This is a genomic window from Pseudomonas sp. W5-01 (assembly GCF_046540435.1).
Taxonomy (GTDB): Bacteria; Pseudomonadota; Gammaproteobacteria; order Pseudomonadales; family Pseudomonadaceae; genus Aquipseudomonas; species Aquipseudomonas graminis_B.
Genome location: NZ_JAXCIP010000002.1, coordinates 182537 through 201778, shown reverse-complemented (window position 1 = coordinate 201778; position 19242 = coordinate 182537). Strand labels below are relative to the sequence as shown.

At 60.5% G+C, this 19242-nt stretch carries 19 protein-coding genes; 11 read left to right on the top strand and 8 right to left on the bottom strand.

The features are described from left to right. Positions 1-74: 74 nt before the first annotated feature. The 3 genes from oxlT to uraH form a co-directional block, all read right to left on the bottom strand. Positions 75-1241 (bottom strand): oxalate/formate MFS antiporter, encoded by a 1167-nt coding sequence (gene oxlT, locus SLW75_RS06315; protein ID WP_410933925.1) that lies wholly within the window; start codon positions 1239-1241, stop codon positions 75-77. A gap of 450 nt (positions 1242-1691) precedes the next feature. After that, positions 1692-2117: a DUF3830 family protein gene (locus tag SLW75_RS06310; RefSeq protein WP_065988722.1), complete on the bottom strand. Its 426-nt coding sequence runs from the start codon at positions 2115-2117 to the stop codon at positions 1692-1694. A gap of 50 nt (positions 2118-2167) precedes the next feature. Then, on the bottom strand, positions 2168-2521 hold the full coding sequence (gene uraH / locus SLW75_RS06305; RefSeq protein ID WP_410933924.1) for a hydroxyisourate hydrolase: 354 nt from the start codon (positions 2519-2521) through the stop codon (positions 2168-2170). A gap of 384 nt (positions 2522-2905) precedes the next feature. On the opposite strand from uraH, the gene puuE reads away from it, so the two are divergent. The 7 genes from puuE to SLW75_RS06270 all read left to right on the top strand — a co-directional run bounded on the left by puuE (position 2906) and on the right by SLW75_RS06270 (position 10139). Beyond that, the gene (gene puuE, locus SLW75_RS06300; RefSeq protein ID WP_410933923.1) at positions 2906-3832 is read left to right on the top strand and encodes an allantoinase PuuE; all 927 of its coding nucleotides are present in this window, start codon (positions 2906-2908) and stop codon (positions 3830-3832) included. Beyond that, positions 3829-4344, top strand: coding sequence for a 2-oxo-4-hydroxy-4-carboxy-5-ureidoimidazoline decarboxylase (gene uraD / locus SLW75_RS06295; RefSeq protein ID WP_065988725.1), 516 nt, complete (start codon positions 3829-3831; stop codon positions 4342-4344). Before puuE ends, uraD begins: the two co-directional genes overlap by 4 nt. Positions 4345-4385: 41 nt before the next feature. Then, the gene (gene alc, locus SLW75_RS06290) at positions 4386-5381 is read left to right on the top strand and encodes an allantoicase (RefSeq protein ID WP_410933922.1); all 996 of its coding nucleotides are present in this window, start codon (positions 4386-4388) and stop codon (positions 5379-5381) included. Positions 5382-5590: 209 nt separating this feature from the next. Continuing rightward, a complete protein-coding gene (locus SLW75_RS06285; protein ID WP_122622636.1) occupies positions 5591-6094 on the top strand; it encodes an ureidoglycolate lyase in 504 nt (167 codons plus the stop codon). Between the two features lie 47 nt (positions 6095-6141). Further along, positions 6142-7497: a urate hydroxylase PuuD gene (locus SLW75_RS06280; RefSeq protein ID WP_410933921.1), complete on the top strand. Its 1356-nt coding sequence runs from the start codon at positions 6142-6144 to the stop codon at positions 7495-7497. Between the two features lie 139 nt (positions 7498-7636). Next, a complete protein-coding gene (locus tag SLW75_RS06275) occupies positions 7637-8992 on the top strand; it encodes a nucleobase:cation symporter-2 family protein (protein WP_410933920.1) in 1356 nt (451 codons plus the stop codon). A gap of 358 nt (positions 8993-9350) precedes the next feature. Next, positions 9351-10139 (top strand): hypothetical protein, encoded by a 789-nt coding sequence (locus tag SLW75_RS06270; protein ID WP_410933919.1) that lies wholly within the window; start codon positions 9351-9353, stop codon positions 10137-10139. A gap of 131 nt (positions 10140-10270) precedes the next feature. Here SLW75_RS06270 and SLW75_RS06265 read toward each other — a convergent pair whose 3' ends face one another. Then, positions 10271-10495: a hypothetical protein gene (locus SLW75_RS06265; protein WP_065988731.1), complete on the bottom strand. Its 225-nt coding sequence runs from the start codon at positions 10493-10495 to the stop codon at positions 10271-10273. Between the two features lie 239 nt (positions 10496-10734). On the opposite strand from SLW75_RS06265, the gene SLW75_RS06260 reads away from it, so the two are divergent. After that, positions 10735-11343 carry a TetR/AcrR family transcriptional regulator gene (locus SLW75_RS06260; protein ID WP_192130053.1) on the top strand — a complete coding sequence of 203 codons (609 nt, stop codon included), beginning with the start codon at positions 10735-10737 and terminating at the stop codon, positions 11341-11343. Positions 11344-11346: 3 nt separating this feature from the next. Here the strand turns inward: SLW75_RS06260 and SLW75_RS06255 are convergent, their stop codons facing one another. After that, positions 11347-11745, bottom strand: coding sequence for a response regulator (locus tag SLW75_RS06255; RefSeq protein ID WP_410928795.1), 399 nt, complete (start codon positions 11743-11745; stop codon positions 11347-11349). Positions 11746-12363: 618 nt separating this feature from the next. On the opposite strand from SLW75_RS06255, the gene SLW75_RS06250 reads away from it, so the two are divergent. The 3 genes from SLW75_RS06250 to SLW75_RS06240 all read left to right on the top strand — a co-directional run bounded on the left by SLW75_RS06250 (position 12364) and on the right by SLW75_RS06240 (position 16179). Beyond that, positions 12364-13995 (top strand): methyl-accepting chemotaxis protein, encoded by a 1632-nt coding sequence (locus SLW75_RS06250; protein ID WP_410933918.1) that lies wholly within the window; start codon positions 12364-12366, stop codon positions 13993-13995. 181 nt (positions 13996-14176) lie between these two features. After that, positions 14177-15043, top strand: a complete 867-nt coding sequence (locus SLW75_RS06245; RefSeq protein ID WP_410933917.1) for an ion transporter — start codon at positions 14177-14179, stop codon at positions 15041-15043. Between the two features lie 134 nt (positions 15044-15177). Continuing rightward, entirely contained in the window at positions 15178-16179 is a 1002-nt protein-coding gene (locus SLW75_RS06240; protein ID WP_410933916.1) for a sulfate ABC transporter substrate-binding protein, read from the top strand. Positions 16180-17032: 853 nt separating this feature from the next. Here the strand turns inward: SLW75_RS06240 and SLW75_RS06235 are convergent. From SLW75_RS06235 to SLW75_RS06225, 3 genes are read right to left on the bottom strand one after another with little or no spacing between them, the layout of a single operon-like run. After that, positions 17033-17449, bottom strand: coding sequence for a hypothetical protein (locus tag SLW75_RS06235; protein WP_296314454.1), 417 nt, complete (start codon positions 17447-17449; stop codon positions 17033-17035). A gap of 31 nt (positions 17450-17480) precedes the next feature. Continuing rightward, a complete protein-coding gene (gene ccmI, locus SLW75_RS06230) occupies positions 17481-18686 on the bottom strand; it encodes a c-type cytochrome biogenesis protein CcmI (RefSeq protein WP_410933915.1) in 1206 nt (401 codons plus the stop codon). Further along, complete coding sequence (locus SLW75_RS06225; protein WP_410934362.1) at positions 18683-19153, bottom strand: cytochrome c-type biogenesis protein; 471 nt, start codon at positions 19151-19153, stop codon at positions 18683-18685. Before SLW75_RS06225 ends, ccmI begins: the two co-directional genes overlap by 4 nt. Positions 19154-19242: the final 89 nt, after the last annotated feature.

The window sequence follows — 19242 nt, the reverse complement described above, 5'->3', positions numbered from 1 at the left end:
GTTTGAGCACTAAGAAGGCCAGCAGAGCGGTGACGATGTCAAAGCTGATGGCCACTGCGAATACCGGGTACCAGCTACTTGTGTACTGGTGCAGCAGCGCTGCAACCGGACCGCCAAACACCGCGCCAATCCCCTGCGCCATGTACAGAAAACCGTAGTTGGTGGTGGCGTGGCGGGTGCCGAAGGTGTCGGTCAGGGTCGAAGGAAACAGCGAGAAGATTTCGCCCCAGCCCAAGAACACGACACCCGACACCCGACAACAGCACGAACAGGACCGGATTATCACTGGTCAGCAACCACAGCGTCATGGCGACACCTTCAAACAGGAACGCGAACGCCATGGTGTTTTCACGGCCGAAACGGTCGGAAATCCAGCCGAACAATGGCCGGGTCAGGCCATTGCAGACCCGGTCGATGGTCAGGGCCAGTGGCAAGGCCGCCATGCCCATCACCATGACGGTGGTCATGCCGAAATCCTTGGCGAAGCTGGCCATCTGCGAAGTCACCATCAGACCGGACGTGGACATCATGGTGAACATGGCAAACATCAGCCAGAAGACTGGCGTCTTGAGCATCTCGCGGGGCGCGACATCAGAAACGGTCTGGGGCGTTTGCGCCACCGCCGCATCACGCAACAGTGCCGGTGGTTGACGCAAAAACCGCGACGCGGCAAGCCCGACCACCCCCAGCACCAGGCCGAACGTCATCATGGTCTGTTCCATGCCAGCACTTTGCAGACTGTTGCTGATAGGAAACGTGGTGAGCATTGCGCCCATTCCATAGCCTGCCGCCACAGCGCCTGCCGCAAAACCGCGACGGTCCGGGAACCAGCGCACCATCAGACCGACAATTCCCACGTAGACAATCCCGGTACCCAGGCCACCCACCACGCCATAACTCAAGTACAGCATGCTCAGAGAAGAAGCCTGACTGGCCAGCACCCAACTAAGGCCGGACAACGTGCACCCCAGACCGACCAGCAGGCGAATGCCAAAACGATCGACCAGATAGCCCTGCACGGGGGAAAAGAATGTCTGCAAAATAATCAACAGGGAAAAGGTGATTTGCACTTGCGCCAGCGAAACACCAAGTTTATTGGTCAGCGGGCCGGTAAACAGCGTCCAGACATATTGCGGACTGGAAATCGCCATCATGCACACAACACCGATGAAAAGTTGATACCAACGGGCGGTCGCAACAGGCGTACGTGCGCCTTCAATAATGTATTGATCACTGCTCATGGCATTAGGCTCGAAGTTGGGTTTATCGAGTCAAAGCAAAGAGCAAACGGCATGCCAGCTACTTAAATCGCTTCAACTTATCTGCCTATTAAAAACCAAACTTACGCCGGTCAAAACCTTTCGTCCGCGCCTCCGCCTTCCGGCTATTTATCCGAAATTCAATGTATATATAAGTCCAACTAAACAATGAGTGGAAAAGAACGTACGCGCCAAGCGCAGGCTTGTCTATCGCTAAAGGGACGGCGTATATCGCCTAACGGACACGCGCAAAATTCGAGGTCAGCTTATCGCCCGACGTCGGTGCAGCGACGCACGCCGCGCACCAGGCTGACCCGATTTACAACCGCGGCAACGGTATTGCCGAGTATGAGAAGAGCGGTCCGAACCCGGCCGCCCTCTTCATTCATAGCGCGCCGGGAATAGATCCAGCCGCCTTTGCGAGCGCGAACCTCACGCCCGCTCGAATACGATCTCTTGAGCCCCTTCCCATAACGTCTTCACGCCCAGGGCGCGCAAGTTTTCCTTGCCTTGCACGATGGTCAGAAAGTGATTGCCCGCCAGTTGCCCCATTTTGCTGGCAAAGCAGCAAGAGCCGTACGCCACGAGAATCTCGGTTTCGCTATAGGGGCCGGGGTAGAAAAGAATGTCACCCACGGAAGGATGGCTGGTGTGATTCTCGAAGCCGATGGGCTCCTCGCCCTTCAGAAGTTGATACTCACCCAATGGCACCCAGCATCCCTCGCCACTCCAACGCACGTGAATCAGCTTCTGACGATAAGGCAGCAATGCGAGAAACGCCGAGACAGTTTCCGGGGCATCGGGGTGAGTTTCGGCGAGAAACTGATACCCGCCTGCGGTGATTTTAAGAGTGGTCATGCAGCATTGTCTCCTCAATAGGCATGGCGATGATCCGAGGCGCGGCGGCCCTAGCTCCCGCGATAGGTCGAATAACTATAAGGCGAGATCAGCAGTGGCACGTGATAGTGGTCCTGCGCCGCATCAATGCCGAAGCGCAGCACGACCACATCAAGAAACGCGGGGTCGGGCAATTGAACGCCTTTGGCGCGGTAGTAATCACCTGCGTGGAATTGCAACTGGTAGACGCCTGAACGGTAATCATCGCCCTCCAACAATGGCGCGTCGCATCGACCGTCGGCGTTAGTGACGGCGTCGGCGACTTTCTCCAGCCGTTCGCCTTCAACCCGGTAAAGCACGATGTGAATGGAGCTGCCGGGGCAGCCGTGAGCGGCGTCCAATACGTGTGTGGTCAGTCGTCCCATGCTTGTCGGGGCCTCGCTTGAGAAGTGGAAAATCAGGCACGCGCACCAAATTGAGGGCTCGGCGGGTGCGGGGAATGAACGATTAAGACACTTTGAGCTTAAATTGTACACAATAGATATCGTTCCATAGCCCGTTTTGCTTGTCGCGTCTGGATAACCCATATTTCAGAGCCGAGTCAGGAAATTATTAGGGTTTTTGTAAAGATCCTGACCAATAAGGCAGGTTTCTTGCAGCACCAGCCTTCGCAAGAAAAGAAAAAACAGGCTTACAAAAAGCGGACAAGGTTGTATACAATCTTTTCACCGCAACGGCAGTCCACTGCATCGTTCTTGCAATGTCAGACAGCCACAGCAACAGACAACACGCACAGAAGGAATCTCGCAGTGAGCGCCGACTACCCACGCGACCTGATCGGTTACGGCAGTAACCCGCCCCATCCCCACTGGCCAGGCAACGCCCGTATCGCGCTGTCGTTCGTGCTCAATTACGAGGAAGGCGGCGAGCGCAACATTCTGCATGGCGACAAGGAATCCGAGGCGTTCCTCTCTGAGATGGTCGCCGCGCAACCGCTGCAGGGCCAGCGCAACATGAGCATGGAATCGCTTTACGAATACGGCAGCCGCGCCGGCGTGTGGCGCGTGCTCAAGCTGTTCAGGCAATTCGACATCCCGCTGACCATTTTCGCTGTGGCGATGGCCGCCCAGCGTCACCCGGACGTGATCCGCGCCATGGTCGACGCCGGCCATGAGATCTGCAGCCACGGCTATCGCTGGATCGACTACCAGAACATGGACGAGGCCCAGGAACGCGAGCACATGCTCGAAGCCATCCGCATCCTCACCGAACTCACCGGCGAGCGTCCGCTGGGGTGGTACACCGGGCGCACCGGCCCGAACACCCGGCGGCTGGTGATGGAAGAAGGCGGCTTTCTCTACGACTGCGACACCTACGACGACGACCTGCCCTACTGGGAGCCGAACAACTCCACCGGCAAGCCGCATCTGGTGATCCCCTACACCCTGGACACCAACGACATGCGCTTCACCCAGGTGCAGGGTTTCAACAAGGGCGATGACTTCTTCGATTACCTGAAAGACGCTTTCGACGTGCTCTACGCCGAAGGGGTCGAAGCGCCGAAAATGCTTTCGATCGGCTTGCACTGCCGCTTGATTGGCCGCCCGGCCCGCCTGGCCGCGCTGCAGCGTTTTCTTGAGTACGTCAAAGGCCACGAGCAGGTCTGGTTCGCCCGTCGCGTGGAGATCGCGCGGCACTGGCACCAGGTTCACCCCTTCAACGGAGCTGCCGAATGAGCCGTTTTCAGACCCTGACGCCCTCTTCCTTCAGCCGCGAAGCCTTCGTCCAGACCTTCGCCGACATCTACGAACACTCGCCTTGGGTCGCCGAACAGGCCTATGACCGGGGCCATCTGCACGAACTCGATGATATCGAGACGCTGCATGCACGCATGAGCGACATCCTGTTGAGCGCCGATCACGCCGCGCAACTGGCGTTGATCAACGCCCACCCGGACCTTGCCGGCAAAGCCGCCGTGCAAGGCCAACTGACCGAAGCCAGCACCTCTGAACAGGCTGGCGCCGGTATCCACCAATGCACGGCCGAAGAGTTTCAGCGCTTCACCGAGCTGAACGACGCCTACAAGGCGACGTTTGCGTTCCCCTTCATCATGGCGGTGAAAGGCAGCAACCGGCATCAGATCCTCGAGGCCTTCGAGACGCGCATTCACAACACGGCAGACGCCGAGTTTGCCTGCGCCCTCGCCGAGATCAACAAGATCGCGATGTTCCGCCTGCAAGCCCTCTGACCGACCGTTCCCACGCCCCTTATCAAAGGCAGACAAAAAGAATGAAAGCTTACGCCGCACCCTTCGAGAAGTTCGTCAACCTGGCCGATGCGCGTCTGGGGACGAAGATCCTGTCCGTCACCGATGACTGGTTCGCCGACGCCAACCGCCTGTTCCAGCCGACCCCTGCGGTCTGGAAAGAAGGCGTGTTCGACGACAACGGCAAGTGGATGGACGGCTGGGAGTCGCGCCGCAAGCGCTTCGAAGGTTACGACAGTGCAGTGATCCGTCTGGGCGTCGCCGGTTCGATCAAGGGCGTGGACATCGACACCTCGTTCTTCACCGGCAACTACCCGCCCTCGGCCTCGCTGGAAGCGTGCTTCCTGGCGTCGGGCGAGCCGGACGAGCACACCGTGTGGACCGAAGTGCTGCCGGCCGTGGAGCTCAAGGGCGACAGCCACCACTACCACGAGATCGCGGACGCCAAGGCCTACAGCCACTTGCGTTTCAATATCTACCCGGACGGCGGCGTGGCGCGTCTGCGGGTGTACGGCGTGCCTCACCGGGACTGGTCGGCAGTGGGCGACAACGAGCAGATCGACCTGGTCGCGGCGCTGAATGGCGGCCGTGCACTGGCCTGCTCCGACGAGCATTTCGGGCGCATGAGCAACATCCTCAACCCGGGCCGTGGCGTGAACATGGGCGACGGCTGGGAAACCGCACGTCGCCGCACCCCCGGCAATGACTGGGTGATCGTGGCGCTGGGGCATGCCGGTGAGGTCGAGCAGATCGTCGTCGACACCCTGCACTTCAAGGGCAACTACCCGGACAGCTGCTCGATTCAGGCAGCGTTCGTCAAAGGCGGCACCGACAGCCAGATCGAAACCCAGAGCCTGTTCTGGCGCGAACTGCTGCCGAGCCAGAAGCTGGAAATGCACGCCGAACACACGTTCGTCGAGCAGATCAGGGCGCTGGGACCGATTACCCATATCCGCCTGAACGTGTTCCCGGATGGCGGTGTGAGCCGGTTGCGGGTGCTGGGCAAGGTGGCGAGATAACACCTGACCCTATGGGAGCGTGGCTTGTCCCGCGATCGGCGACGAAGTCGTCGCAATAGCGGCAACTGCGCTCTGTCTGATACCCCGCGTGCGCCGGTCTTGCTGACGCTTCGCGCCAGATCGCGGGACAAGCCACGCTCCTACAAAAGATTGCGTAGACCAAAGACCACAGTGTTTTCATTTACGAATAACGAGAAAGAAGACCCCGCATGCGCACACTGATCATCGAGCCGTTGACCAAGGCAGCCTTCGCCCCGTTTGGCGATGTCATCGAAACCGACGGCAGCGATCATTTCATGATCAATAACGGCTCGACCATGCGCTTTCACCGTCTGGCCGAGGTTGAAACGGCCACGCCGGACGACAAGGCGATCATCAGCATCTTCCGTGCCGAGGCGCTGGACATGCCGTTGACTATCAGCATGCTGGAGCGCCATCCGCTGGGCAGCCAGGCCTTTATTCCGCTGCTCGGCCATCCTTTTCTGGTCGTGGTCGCGCCACTTGGCGATGCACCTGAACCCGAGTTGACCCGCGCCTTCATCACCAATGGCAGGCAGGGTGTTAATTACCATCGCGGCGTCTGGCACCACCCGGTGCTGACGATCGAAAAGCGGGATGACTTCCTGGTGGTTGATCGCAGTGGCAACGGCAATAACTGCGATGAGCATTTCTTCGAAGAGAGTCAGAAGATGGTTCTCGATCCCCAACTATAAGAAGGGTCTGACCATCCGCCAAGGGGTGGCAGGCAAAGGGTAAGACTGTGGCTGCACATCTGATGGAATGGCTGAATCTGGGCGTGCGCTGGATTCACATGATCGTCGGGATCGCCTGGATCGGCGCGTCCTTTTATTTTGTCTGGCTGGAGAACAACCTCAACCGCGCCAACCCCCGTGACGGTCTGTCGGGCGACCTCTGGGCGATTCACGGCGGCGGTATCTACCACCTGGAAAAGTACAAGCTGGCCCCGCCGACCATGCCGGACGACCTGCACTGGTTCAAATGGGAAGCCTACTGGACCTGGATGTCGGGCGTGGCGCTGCTGTGCATCGTGTTCTATGCCAACCCCACTCTTTACCTGCTGGCACCCGGCAGCACGCTGAGCGGCGGCGCAGGCATCGCCATCGGCGTCGGCTCATTGATCGCCAGCTGGACGATCTACGACATCCTCTGCGATTCACCGCTGGGCAAGCGCCCTGTCCTGCTGGGCCTGGTGCTGTTCGTGCTGGTCATCGCGGCCTGCTTCGGCTTCAGCCAGGTGTTCAGCGGGCGAGCAGCTTACCTGCACACGGGTGCGATCATCGGCACGATCATGGTCGGCAACGTGCTGCGCATTATCATGCCGGCCCAGCGCGCGCTGGTCGCCGCCATCGCCGAGAACCGCACGCCGGACCCGTCGCTGCCCGCCAAAGGCCTGCTGCGTTCACGGCACAACAACTACTTCACCCTGCCGGTGCTGTTCATCATGATCAGCAACCACTTCCCGAGCACCTACGGCAGTCAGTACAACTGGCTGATCCTGGCCGGGATCGCGGTGTGTGCGGTGCTGGTCCGTCACTTTTTCAACACCCGCCACAACAGCCACAAATATGCCTGGGCCCTTCCGGTCGGCGCGTTGGGGATGATGTGTCTGGCGTACGTCACCGGCCCGGCGCAAACATCTCGCAGCCCGGACGTGGCGGCGAACATCCAGTACCAGCCGCTGCCGGGCACGGCCATCGGCGGTCATCGCGCCGACGAGCCGAAGCCCGAGGTCGCGCCAGCGCCTGTCGCCGCTGCGCCTGAAACTGCAACTGCGCCTGCGCCCGCTGCCACTGCCCCCGCTGCCGCGAAACCCGCGCAGGCCAGCAGCGGCGGTGTGGATTTCGAGAAAGTCCACAGCGTGATTCAGGAACGCTGCACCGTCTGCCACTCCGCCAAACCCACCAGCCCGCTGTTCAGCAGCGCGCCGGCCGGAATCATGTTCGACACGCCGCAACAGATCCAGCAACTCGCCCCGCGCATCCAGGCCCAGGCCGTAACCGCGCAGATCATGCCGCTGGGCAACATCACCCAGATGACCCAACAGGAACGTGACCTGCTGGGTCAATGGATTGATAAGGGGGCGCAGACGAACTAAGCAGCTGCAAGCTTCAAGCGGCAAGCCACAAGTCAGAAGCAGTACGCGATCGGCTTTAGCTTGAGGCTTGCCGCTTGAAGCTTGTCGCCTTCACCGATTCAAAGCTTCAACCCCAAAATAAGAACAAATGAGGTGTTGCATGTCCGAGTCAACTCACGCGCGCATCCCTGCCGCGCCGCCACGACAGCCCCTGCCCTTGCTGCAACTGATTCTGGTGGGCCTGCAACACGTCCTGTTGATGTACGGCGGTGCCGTTGCAGTGCCGCTGATCATCGGCCAGGCCGCCGGGCTTTCCCGGGAAGACATCGCCTTTCTGATCAACGCCGACCTGCTGGTCGCCGGCATTGCCACGGTGGTGCAATCCCTCGGCATCGGTCCGCTCGGCATCCGCATGCCGATCATGATGGGCGCCAGTTTCGCCGCTGTCGGCAGCATGGTGGCGATGGCCGGGATGAGCGGCGTCGGCCTGCCGGGGATCTTCGGCGCGACCATCGCGGCGGGCTTCTTCGGCATGCTGATCGCACCGTTCATGTCGAAAATCGTGCGCTTCTTCCCGCCGCTGGTGACCGGCACGGTGATCACCTCCATCGGCCTGTCGTTGTTCCCGGTGGCGGTCAACTGGGCCGGCGGCGGCAGCAAGGCGGTGAGCTTCGGCGCCCCGGTGTACCTCGGTGTCGCTGCGCTGGTGTTGCTGACGATTCTGCTGATCAACCGCTTCATGCGCGGGTTCTGGGTGAGCATCTCGGTGCTGATCGGCATGGGCCTGGGCTACATCCTCTCCGGCTTCATCGGCATGGTCGACCTCAGTGGACTGGGTCAGGCCGAATGGCTGAAAGTGGTCACGCCCCTGCACTTCGGCATGCCGCAATTCAGCCTCGCGCCGATCCTGTCGATGTGCCTGGTGGTGGTGATCATTTTCGTCGAATCCACGGGGATGTTCCTCGCCCTGGGCAAGATCACCGACCGCGACGTCACGCCCGGCATGCTGCGCCGGGGCCTGCTGTGCGATGCGGCCGCCTCGTTTCTTGCGGGCTTTCTCAACACCTTCACCCACTCCTCGTTTGCGCAGAACATCGGCCTGGTGCAGATGACCGGTGTACGCTGCCGCTCGGTGACCATTGTCGCGGGCGGGTTTCTCATCGTGCTCAGCCTGCTGCCGAAAGCGGCCTATCTGGTCGCCTCGATTCCGCCTGCCGTATTGGGCGGCGCGGCCATTGCGATGTTCGGCATGGTCGCCGCCACCGGGATCAAGATCCTCCAGGAAGCGGACATCTCCGATCGGCGCAACCAGCTGCTGGTCGCGGTGAGCATCGGCATGGGCCTGATCCCGGTGGTGCGGCCGGAGTTCTTCAGCCAGCTGCCGCAGTGGATGGGCCCGATCACCCACAGCGGCATCGCCATGGCGACATTGAGCGCGGTGTTGCTGAACCTGCTGTTCAACGTGCTGGGCGGTGCCGATCGTGCGGTGATGGCCGGACCGTTGCATCCACACTGAGGGGTTGCCCTGTTTTCGACGGGAGTGCGCTGTGACAGAGCACTTGAGCACCGCCGCGCGAGTCAGTATCCTCCGCCGCCGCTCGAATTCACTCCAATAACAACACCGCAACTGACCTGACTGGCCGGACAACTCTCCGATCAGCCCGTGCCTCTTCCAAACGGCATCGATAAAACGACCCATCGACTGTTCTTTAAACAGCAGGCAGGACTTTTTTGTCTTTTTTCAACGTGTTGGCTCAGCTCTTGCTATCCACTCAAAGCTGACCAAACAGACAACTTAGTTAATTAAAACCAAGGCGCCATAACAGAGCGTCAGTTCGCAAAAAACCACGACGTCAATCCAAGGGAGTATTTACATGAACCGCACGCTTTCCAGCCTGATGGCCGCCAGCAGCCTGCTTGCCGCGGCGCCGGCCATGTCGGGTGATCTGCTGCAGTGGCAGAGCAACAGCCTGACTTATCTCTACGGCAAGAACTTCGCCGTGAACCCTGAGAACCAGCAGACGTTCACCTACGAACATGCCGATGGCTGGAAATACGGCGATAACTTCGTCTTCCTCGATTACATCAACTACAACGGCAAAAAAGACGGCAGCCTGGGCAACGCCTCGACGTACGGGGAGATCTCCCCTCGCCTGTCCATGGGCAAGATCTTCGATCAGAAGTTTCAGCTGGGGCCGATCACTGACGTGTTGTTGGCGACGACGTACGAGTTTGGCGAAGGGGATGTCGAGTCGTACCTGATCGGCCCGGGTTTTGACTTGAAAGTGCCTGGCTTTGATTACTTCCAGCTGAACTTCTACAAGCGTTACACCGACGGCCACCGCGCCGGTTACGGTGCCTGGCAGATTACCCCGGTCTGGTCCTACACGATCCCGGTGGGCAAGTCCGACATTCTCATCGACGGTTTCATGGACTGGGTCGTGGACAACAAACAGTCCAACAGCAAAGGTGATTACCACTCCAACCTGCACTTCAACCCGCAGATCAAATACGACCTGGGCAAGGCGCTCAATCTTCCGGACCGGCAGTTTTATGTGGGCGTCGAGTACGACTACTGGAGCAACAAGTACGGCATCAACGACACGCGCTCTTTCGACACCGATCAGAACACCGCCAGTTTGCTGGTAAAAGTGTTCTTCTAACGAAGCGTTGATCTGTTGCCGATCGATGGTCGACCGGCAAGATCCTTGTCGACCTGAGGCGCAGCGGATCAGACACCAAAGGTCTCTGATCCGCCACTTTCAGCCGCTCCAGCCCTGCCGACAGCACCCCCTCAGGAGTGCCCTTCCCACGGCAGCGGCTTGCCCGCTCGCACCCTCGCGTTGAGCGAGCGCAACAGGTCGAGGGGATCACGGTCCTTCATCGCATGACTCTGCTCGTCGACCCAGGTCATGACCTGCTGCCGGTCGAGCGTTGGCCGGCGGTGCAGGATTTCCACCAGCTGTCGCTCGCAATGCTGGGCATACGCAACGACGCTGGAAAACAATGGGCTGTTCATGCTGCCGACACCTCGCCACCGAATACGCGTTCAGCCTTGATAAGGCGCCCGTTCTGTTACTGCCCTTCTGCTACTGCTCCCGATGCAACCCGCCACACAATACCACCGGCACGCCGTCGCGCCAGTGACAAAGCCGGTGGACAAAGGGGTTGTTGTTGCACAGCAGTGGCAATGTTGAGCCTGCTGCGAGGCCGGTGCTAACATTCGCCACCGCCGAGCAGGCAAGGACATACCGGTTTATGAGCAGCATCCGCGAGCGCAACAAAGAACTGATCCTGCGCGCAGCCAGTGAAGAATTTGCCGATAAAGGATTCGCTGCCAGCAAGACCAGCGACATCGCCGCCAAGGCGGGTGTGCCCAAGCCCAACGTCTATTACTACTTCAAATCGAAGGACAACCTGTACCGAGAGGTGCTCGAAAGCATCATCGAGCCGATCATGCAGGCGTCGACGCCATTCAATCGTGAGGGGGTGCCGGCTGAAGTGCTGACAAGCTACATCCGCTCGAAGATCCGCATCTCCCGCGACCTGCCTTTCGCTTCCAAAGTGTTCGCCAGCGAGATCATGCACGGCGCGCCACATCTGACGCCCGAGCAGGTTGACCAGTTGAATGGTCAGGCCAGGCACAATATCGAGTGCATCCAGGGCTGGATCGATGACGGCCTGATCGCACCTATCGACCCCCATCATCTGATGTTCAGCATCTGGGCGGCGACCCAGACCTACGCCGATTTCGACTGGCAGATCTCAACAGTGACGGGCAAAGCGACCCTGGACGACGCTGATTACGAAGCGGCCGCCCAGACCATCATCCGGCTGGTGCTCAAAGGGTGTGAGCCGGACCGCTGAGGGTCACAGGCTTTCGTGCTTGTCGTAGCCCAAGGCCTTGTTAACGCCTTGTAAAAGCTGGCCGAAACTCCAGGGCTTGCGAATGAACACGACCGGGTGCACGACGCCAGAACTCTCGGGGGTCTCGTGACCTGACATGATCAGGATCGGGATGTGCGGATACTTGTTGCCCGACAGGTTCGCCAGATCGGCACCGTTCAACTGACCCGGCATGAGGATATCGGTGAGAAGGAGCGCCACGTCGTCGGAGTTACTCTCGAGGTACGTCGCAGCCTCGTCGGCAGTCTCCAGCGCATAGGTCATAAAATCTTCGTCCTGGAGGATTTCGCAAACAAACTCGCGAATGATTTGCTCGTCCTCAACCACCAGAATGAGTCTCTTGTTCGGTACGTCTGCTGCCATTTGCGCCACATCCACAATAATTATTTCCCATGCCTGCCCGGCCGGCCCTGTCCTGGACTCGGGTGTAGTCCGTACTGTGAGCGGCGCGAGCGCAGGAAATTCCATCGGGAAGCAACATTTGGTCGAAACGCTGTACAGATTCGGTAAATGAATGGGTACAAAAGGGCGTTCGCCAAATCGCGGGCAATAAAAAACCCGCCGAAGCGGGTTTGTGCAACACCGTCCAACTTCCTGTTGGCCGCCAATGCCTGGCAACGGTCGATCATCCTTGATCCTGCAGCGGTCCGTTGCTGCAGTTGATGGATCCAATGTACCGCGCCGAAGTGTTTCAACCTAGAGCCAAGTTCCTCAGCTCGTGTAAGCCTTTCGCTATACCTGTATCGGATCTGACGTCAGGCGAAGGCATTTCTTACAGCTTATTTGGCTTTGATAACTACCATTGCAGATATATCCCTGCACCGCTCTCACGTTTGTCACAAACAAGCCGAGACGCTTAATGACACGCGTCCTCTGTCTGTCGTTTGACGGTCATCGATCCGGTGTGCCGCAACCGGTTTGACTGGCGCGCTGCCCAGGACGCCAGCCCCATAAAAAGAACAAAGAAACGGAGTGACGATCATGAACATGCGCAATCTTTCCATCAGCCGGCGCTTGTGGTTGATTCTCATCGTCGCGGTGGTGATGTTGTTTACGCTGGCAGCGGCGATGCTCAAGCAGATCCATGACGATCTGTACGAAGCCAAAACCGTCAAGACCATGCACGTGGTGCAGACCGCCAGTGGCCTGCTTGATTACTACCATGGCCTGGAAACCGCCGGCACCCTGACCCGCGAGCAGGCGCAGCAGCAGGCCATGGATGCCGTTCGCGGGCTGCGCTATAACCAGACCGACTACTTCTGGATCAATGACCTGCGCCCGGTGATGATCATGCACCCGGCCAATCCCAAGCTGGTGGGCCAGGACCTGTCCGGCATCAAAGACCCGGACGGTTTCCAGGTCTTCAATGAGATGGTCACCCTGGCCAAGGCCAAAGGCGCAGGCATGGTCAACTATCGCTGGCCCAAGCCCGGCGCCACTGACGCAGTCGGCAAGACCTCCTACATCTCGCTGTTCGCGCCGTGGGGCTGGATCATCGGCTCAGGCGTTTACATCGATGACGTGCAGGGCGAGTTCTACAAGCAAGTGGTCAAGGCACTGTCGATCAGTGCCGGCATTTTCCTGGTCATGGCGCTGCTGTTGATTCTGATCGCACGCAGCATCGCCGGCCCGCTCAAGGCCACGGTCGAAGCGATGGCCAATATCGCCAGCGGCGAAAGCGACCTGACCCGCACCCTGGAAACCCAGGGCAACGACGAAGTCACGCAGCTGGCCCGGCACTTCAATGCGTTCACCGCCAAACTGCGGCGGGTGGTCAGCGAGCTGCAGTCGTCTGCGGTCGGTCTCGGCCAGGCATCCAGTGAGCTGGGCAGCAATGCCATCCAGGCCCAGGAGCGCAGCCAGCAGCAGTCGCTGCAGATGGAGCAGGTGGCGACGGCGGTCAATGAGGTCACGTACGGCGTACAGGACGTGGCGAAGAATGCCGAGCACGCCGCCAGCGAGATGCGCAATGCAGAGTCCCAGGCGCAGCAGGGTCAGGCCAAAATCGACAGCAGCCTGAAGCAGATCGGGCACCTGTCCGGCACCATCGATCAGGCCGTGGAGGTCATTCGGACACTGGCCAGCGAAAGCACGCAGATCGGCGGGGTGCTGGAGGTGATCAGTTCGATCGCCGAGCAAACCAACCTGCTGGCGCTCAACGCCGCCATCGAAGCCGCCCGCGCCGGTGATCAGGGCCGAGGCTTCGCCGTGGTCGCAGACGAAGTCCGCCTGCTGGCCCAGCGCACGCAGAAATCCACGGCGGAAATCCAGGCGATGATCGAGCGCCTGCAAGCCCATTCGGACGCTGCAGTGAAAGTGATCGCTGACAGCAGTCGTTCGTCGCAGCTGACCATCGAACAGGCCAACCTGGCCGGCCAGAGCCTGACATCGATCAGCCAGGCACTGCGCAACCTCAACGGCCTCAACGCCTCGATCGCCAGCGCCACCCTTGAGCAATCCCACGTGGTGGAAGACATCAACCAGAACGTCACCCAGGCCGCACAACTCTCCCAGAGCACGGCAGTGGCGGCGGAACAGTCCAGCGCGGCGAGCAATCAGCTCAAGGGGTTGAGTGAGCAGTTGAATGGGTTGTTGAAGCAGTTTCGGGTTTAAGCGACTGACGCCTTCCCGGCTGAAGCCGGTCCCACAGGGGTACGCGATGTTTTCGTAGGACCGGCTTCAGCCGGGAAGAGGCCGGTGGGAGCCCCATCAGATGTGCGGTGCGACGCCTCACAGGTTGCGCTCCTGAGCGCTTTGTCCCACGCTCTGCCGACCTTGCACGCGGAACGATCCCATGGACAGCAACATCAGCTGGCGCGAACAGCTACGCATCATCGTTTTTCAAAGTGACACCAAACCCGGCCGACGCTTCGACAAGATTCTGCTGGTGCTCATCCTCTGCAGCTTGCTCGTGGCGATCATCGACAGCATCGAGGCCGTGCACCGCAATTACGCCGCGCCATTGGCCTGGGTCGAGTGGACCTTCACCTTCATCTTCGCGGTCGAGTACCTGGTGCGCCTGTACTGCTCGCCCAAACCCCTCAAATACGCGTTCAGCTTCTACGGCCTGATCGACCTGCTGGCGATCGTGCCGGGCATTCTGGCGATCTATTACAGCGACGCGCAGTACCTGCTGATCGTGCGCGTGGTGCGGATGCTGCGGATCTTCCGGGTGCTCAAGCTCAGCCCTTATCTGAAACAAGCCAACTACCTGCTCGCCGCCCTGCGTGGCAGCAAACAGAAGATCATCGTGTTTCTCGCCACCGTGTCGACGCTGGTGACGGTGTTCGGCACCTTGATGTACGTCGTCGAAGGCCCGGAGCACGGCTTTACCAGCATTCCCAAGGGCATCTACTGGGCGATCGTCACGCTGACCACGGTGGGCTTTGGCGACATCGTGCCGAGAACACCGATCGGACAGATCCTGTCGTCGCTGGTGATGATCACCGGTTACTCGATCATCGCCGTGCCCACCGGGATTTTCACCGCCGAACTGGCCAATGCCATGCGCGGCGATCAACTGCAGCACGACTGCCCAGTGTGCGCCAAGAATGCCCATGAACCCCAAGCGGCGTTCTGTTCGCGCTGCGGCAATGCGCTGTTCCCCAAGCTCGGCGCGATCGCTGGATCGGCCAATGCAGAACCCGACATAAGCACATGAGTTTTTGATCTATTGGGGGGCTGGCGACTTTGGTTATAGTCGCCAGCCATTGGCCCTCTCGTCTGGTTATGACAACGGCTCAGTCAAGAGCGAATCAATAAACGCCTCATGCTCAACGCCACAAGGAATCCACAGTGAAAAAGATCTTCGCCGCTTCCCTGCTCGCCGCAGGACTGGCGCTGGGCAGCGCTGCACAGGCCGCCGCGCCATCGCTGCTCAACGTGTCGTATGACGTGATGCGCGATTTCTACAAGGACTACAACGCCGCGTTCCAGAAGCACTGGAATGCAGAGCACCAAGAGACCCCGACGATTCAGATGTCCTTTGGCGGGTCGAGCAAACAGGCGCGTTCGGTGATCGACGGCCTGCCGGCCGATGTCATCACCATGAACATGGCCACTGACATCAACGCGCTGGCCGATAACGGCGAGCTCGTGCCCAAGGACTGGGTCACTCTCCTCCCGAACAACAGCGCGCCGTTTACCTCGGCCACGGTGTTCATCGTGCGCAAGGGCAACCCGAAGGCGTTGAAGGACTGGCCGGACCTGGTCAAGGAGGGCGTTGAAGTCGTGGTGCCCAACCCGAAAACCTCCGGCAACGGCCGCTACACCTACCTGTCGGCGTGGGGCTATACGCTGAAGAAGGGTGGCGATGAAACGGCGGCCAAGAAGTTCGTCGGCGAGTTGTTCAGCCATGTGCCCGTCCTCGACACCGGTGGCCGTGGCGCGACCACCACGTTCATGACCAACCACATCGGCGACGTGCTGGTGACCTTCGAAAACGAAGCGGAGATGATCGCCCGCGAGTTTGGTCGCGATCAGTTCGAGGTGGTCTACCCGAGCGTCTCCGCTGAAGCTGAGCCGCCGGTGAGCGTGGTCGACAAAGTGGTCGACAAGAAAGGCACCCGCGCGGTGGCCGAGGAATACCTGAAGTACCTGTGGTCGCCAGAAGGCCAGGAAATCGCGGCCAACAATTACCTGCGCCCACGGGACCCGGCAGTGCTGGCCAAATACACCGACCGCTTCCCGAAAGTGGATTTCCTGTCAGTGGAAAAAACCTTCGGCGACTGGCGCACCGTGCAGAAGACCCACTTCAACGATGGTGGGGTGTTTGATCAGATCTACCCGGCGAAATAAAGCCCCCGGTTGCCGGCGGCGCGGCTTAGTACGCCAAGATCAAGAGCGTCTGCCTAAGGGCAGACGTTTCGCCTTCGGCGAGTTACTTGGAAAAGCACCCCCCTCTCGGTTTTAAAGAGCAGCCAAGGGTGCCTGCTCCTGGTTGGGCCCCTCGTCCCTCGGGGTTCCTTCACTCCGGTCTTGCCTGCACCCAAGTCGCGATGGGTGTCGTCTGGGCGTTAGGTGTTTGAAGATCAAGATCAAAAACAGATCAAGGGCTTCCCGGCTGAAGCCGGTCCTACGAGTGCGCGGTGTTCCGGTGATCTTTGATCGTTCCCCCGCTCCGCGTGGGAATGCATCCCGTGACGCTCCGCGTCACCTCCCCAGGCCTTGATGCGCGTCGGATGCGGGACGCGGAGCGTCCGGGGCGGCGTTACCACGCGGAGTGGGAACGATCAGAACACTGCAGAATGTTTGGTGCTCACACCGGTCTCTTCCCAGCTAAAGCCGGTCCCACTAACAGACCGCGCGCGCCCGTAGGACCGGCATCAGCCGGGAAGCCCTTGATCTGTTTTTGATGTTCATACACAGCAGGTCCAGTCACCGCTAAACGCGACTTGGGTGCAGGCTGAACGCAGGTCTCGCGCAGTGGGCCGAGCCGCAGGGATGCGGCGAGAGCGCCGTCAGGACATGGATGTCCGTTCGGCGCGGGCCCACGGAGCGTCGTCGGAGTGAGGGTACCCTGACGAAGGAAGGGCCCAACCGAGAGCAGGCACCCTTGGTTACTTGGGGTGCTTTTCCAAGTAACTCGCCGAAGGCGAAACAGTCTGCCCCCAGGCAGACGCTCTTGATCTTGATCTCGCCAAAGCAAGACTCAATTCCCGAACTGCTTACTCAACCCCGGCGGCACACCGCTGGCATCGGTCTCTTGCCACGGGCCACTTGGCGAAGTCGACCAGGTCCAGCCATCATTCCAGCGGTAGTACGTGCGCTGGCGATAGAACGTGTTCGGCACGTTATCCAACACATGCACACCCAGACGCGCATCCCAGTGGCTGTTACCACCCGGCGGCGGCGCGAAGTGCGAAGAGGTTTTCGGGCCGGGCGCAGGGATCGGCGTCGACGGCGGTGTCTGCGGCGCAGTGCGCGGGGTGCCGGGCTGCGGCGTCGGCGACGGACCAGGAACGGTCGGGATCGGTTCGGAACTCTGCGGCCCTGGATGCTGCACCGCACAGGCTGCGGTCAATCCCACCACCAGACTCAACAAGGCAAAACGGGCGACGCGATACATAAGGGCTCTCTACTCGCTGCGTTAACGGAGGTTACTGATCAGGGCTGTCGATGGTCAGGGTCTGCAGCGCCGTCACATTGCTCGGCAACGGCTGGCTACGGCCGATCCATTCGCCCGCCGTAGGTTGACCGGCGCGGGACACCCGGGCCACGAGTTGGACTTCGGCAAAGTTCGACAGTTTCAGCTGCGGCATCATAGCGTCGGCGTCGCTCAGCTCGACCTCCACCGGCAAGTCGGCCACGGTCACGCGCTTGACCGCCAGCGGCGCCGGCGGACCCGACACCGCGCGGGCAAACACAAACACCGTGTCGCTTGGTTGCACCTTGGCTTTCAGCGCCGCCGACAGCGTAACGCGCACCTTCAGATGTGCGGCCTGCACCGCCAACGGCTGGGTGTCTTCCAGCTTGCCGCCGCTTTGCACGAGCTTGTCTTTGGCACGTTTGATCCCGCCTTCCAGCGCCCCACGGGAGGGATCGTCCGGCGGCAACACGGCCAGCAAACGCGTCCAGTAACTGACTGCCTGATCAAACTGCTGGCTTTCAAACGCGTTGATCCCCATCAGGCCCAGGCTGGTGACCTCTTTGGGATTGAGCTTCAGCGCTTCTTCGGCAATCCCCTGAATCTGCGGGCTCCAGGTCTTGTTGCCAGCGAAATACAGCGCCTGAGCCCATTGCCCCAGCAGTTCGGGCTGGCGGCCGGCCAGCTTGGCCGCGCGCTCGAACATCCGCGCGGCATCGGCCGGGCGATCCTGGGCCATGTAGGTCCGCGCAAGGAAGTACGCGCTCTCGGCGGAATCCGGCTGCGCCTTGACCGCACGCTCCAGCCGCTCGGTCATCTGCGCCAGTGAACCCGGTGGCTGGGAGAACTCCCGGGTCAGCTCGACTTTGTCCGACGCGCCGAAGTGCAGATACAGGCCCAACGCCAATACCGGGACCAGAATCGCGGCGAGCAGCGGCAGCGGCTTGCCCAGGCGCGAAACCCGCTCGCCCTCCACGCCTTCGGTGTCGGCGAGCAATTCACGGGCAGCCTCGGCACGACCGCCGTCCAGTTGCGCCACCGAGAGCACGCCCTCCTCCTGCTGCGCTTGCAGCTCGGCGATGCGTTCCTGATACAAGGCGACGTTGAGGGCGGTGCGATCTTCTTCAGTTTGTACGCGGCGGCCGCGCACCACCGGGATCAGCAGAAAACTCAGGGCCACCAGCAACAGCAGGCCGGCGGCCATCCAGAAATCGATCATTCGCGGTTCTTATCCAGCAAGTGGGCGAGGCGCTGACGCTCCTCGTCGGAAAGCACGTCGGCGTCTTCGCGGCCTGAGCGGCGCCGGCGCACGACAATCACACCAATCAACACCGCGCCAACCGCCAGCAGCCCGGCCGGGCCGAACCAGAGGAGCCAGGTGTGGGCATTGAGCTCGGGCTTGTAGCGCACAAACTCGCCGTAGCGATCGACCATGAAATCGATGATCTGCTGATTGCTCTGGCCTTCGCCGAGCATGCGGTAGATCTCTTTGCGCAGGTCTGCGGCGATGGGCGCATTGGAATCGGCGATGTCCTGATTCTGGCATTTCGGGCAGCGCAGCTCGCGGGTCAGCTCGGTATAGCGGGCACGCTCGGCGTCGTCCTTGAAGGTATAAGCGTCAATGGCCGCCTGAGCAACACCTGCAAAACCCAGCGCCAACACCGCAGCAGCAGCCCATTGCCGCACTCCCTTGAGGAGCAAGCCAGCAGACACACCGCCGAACCCCTGTGGGAGCGAGCTTGCTCGCGAAGAGGCCCGACCAGCCGGCACATCAT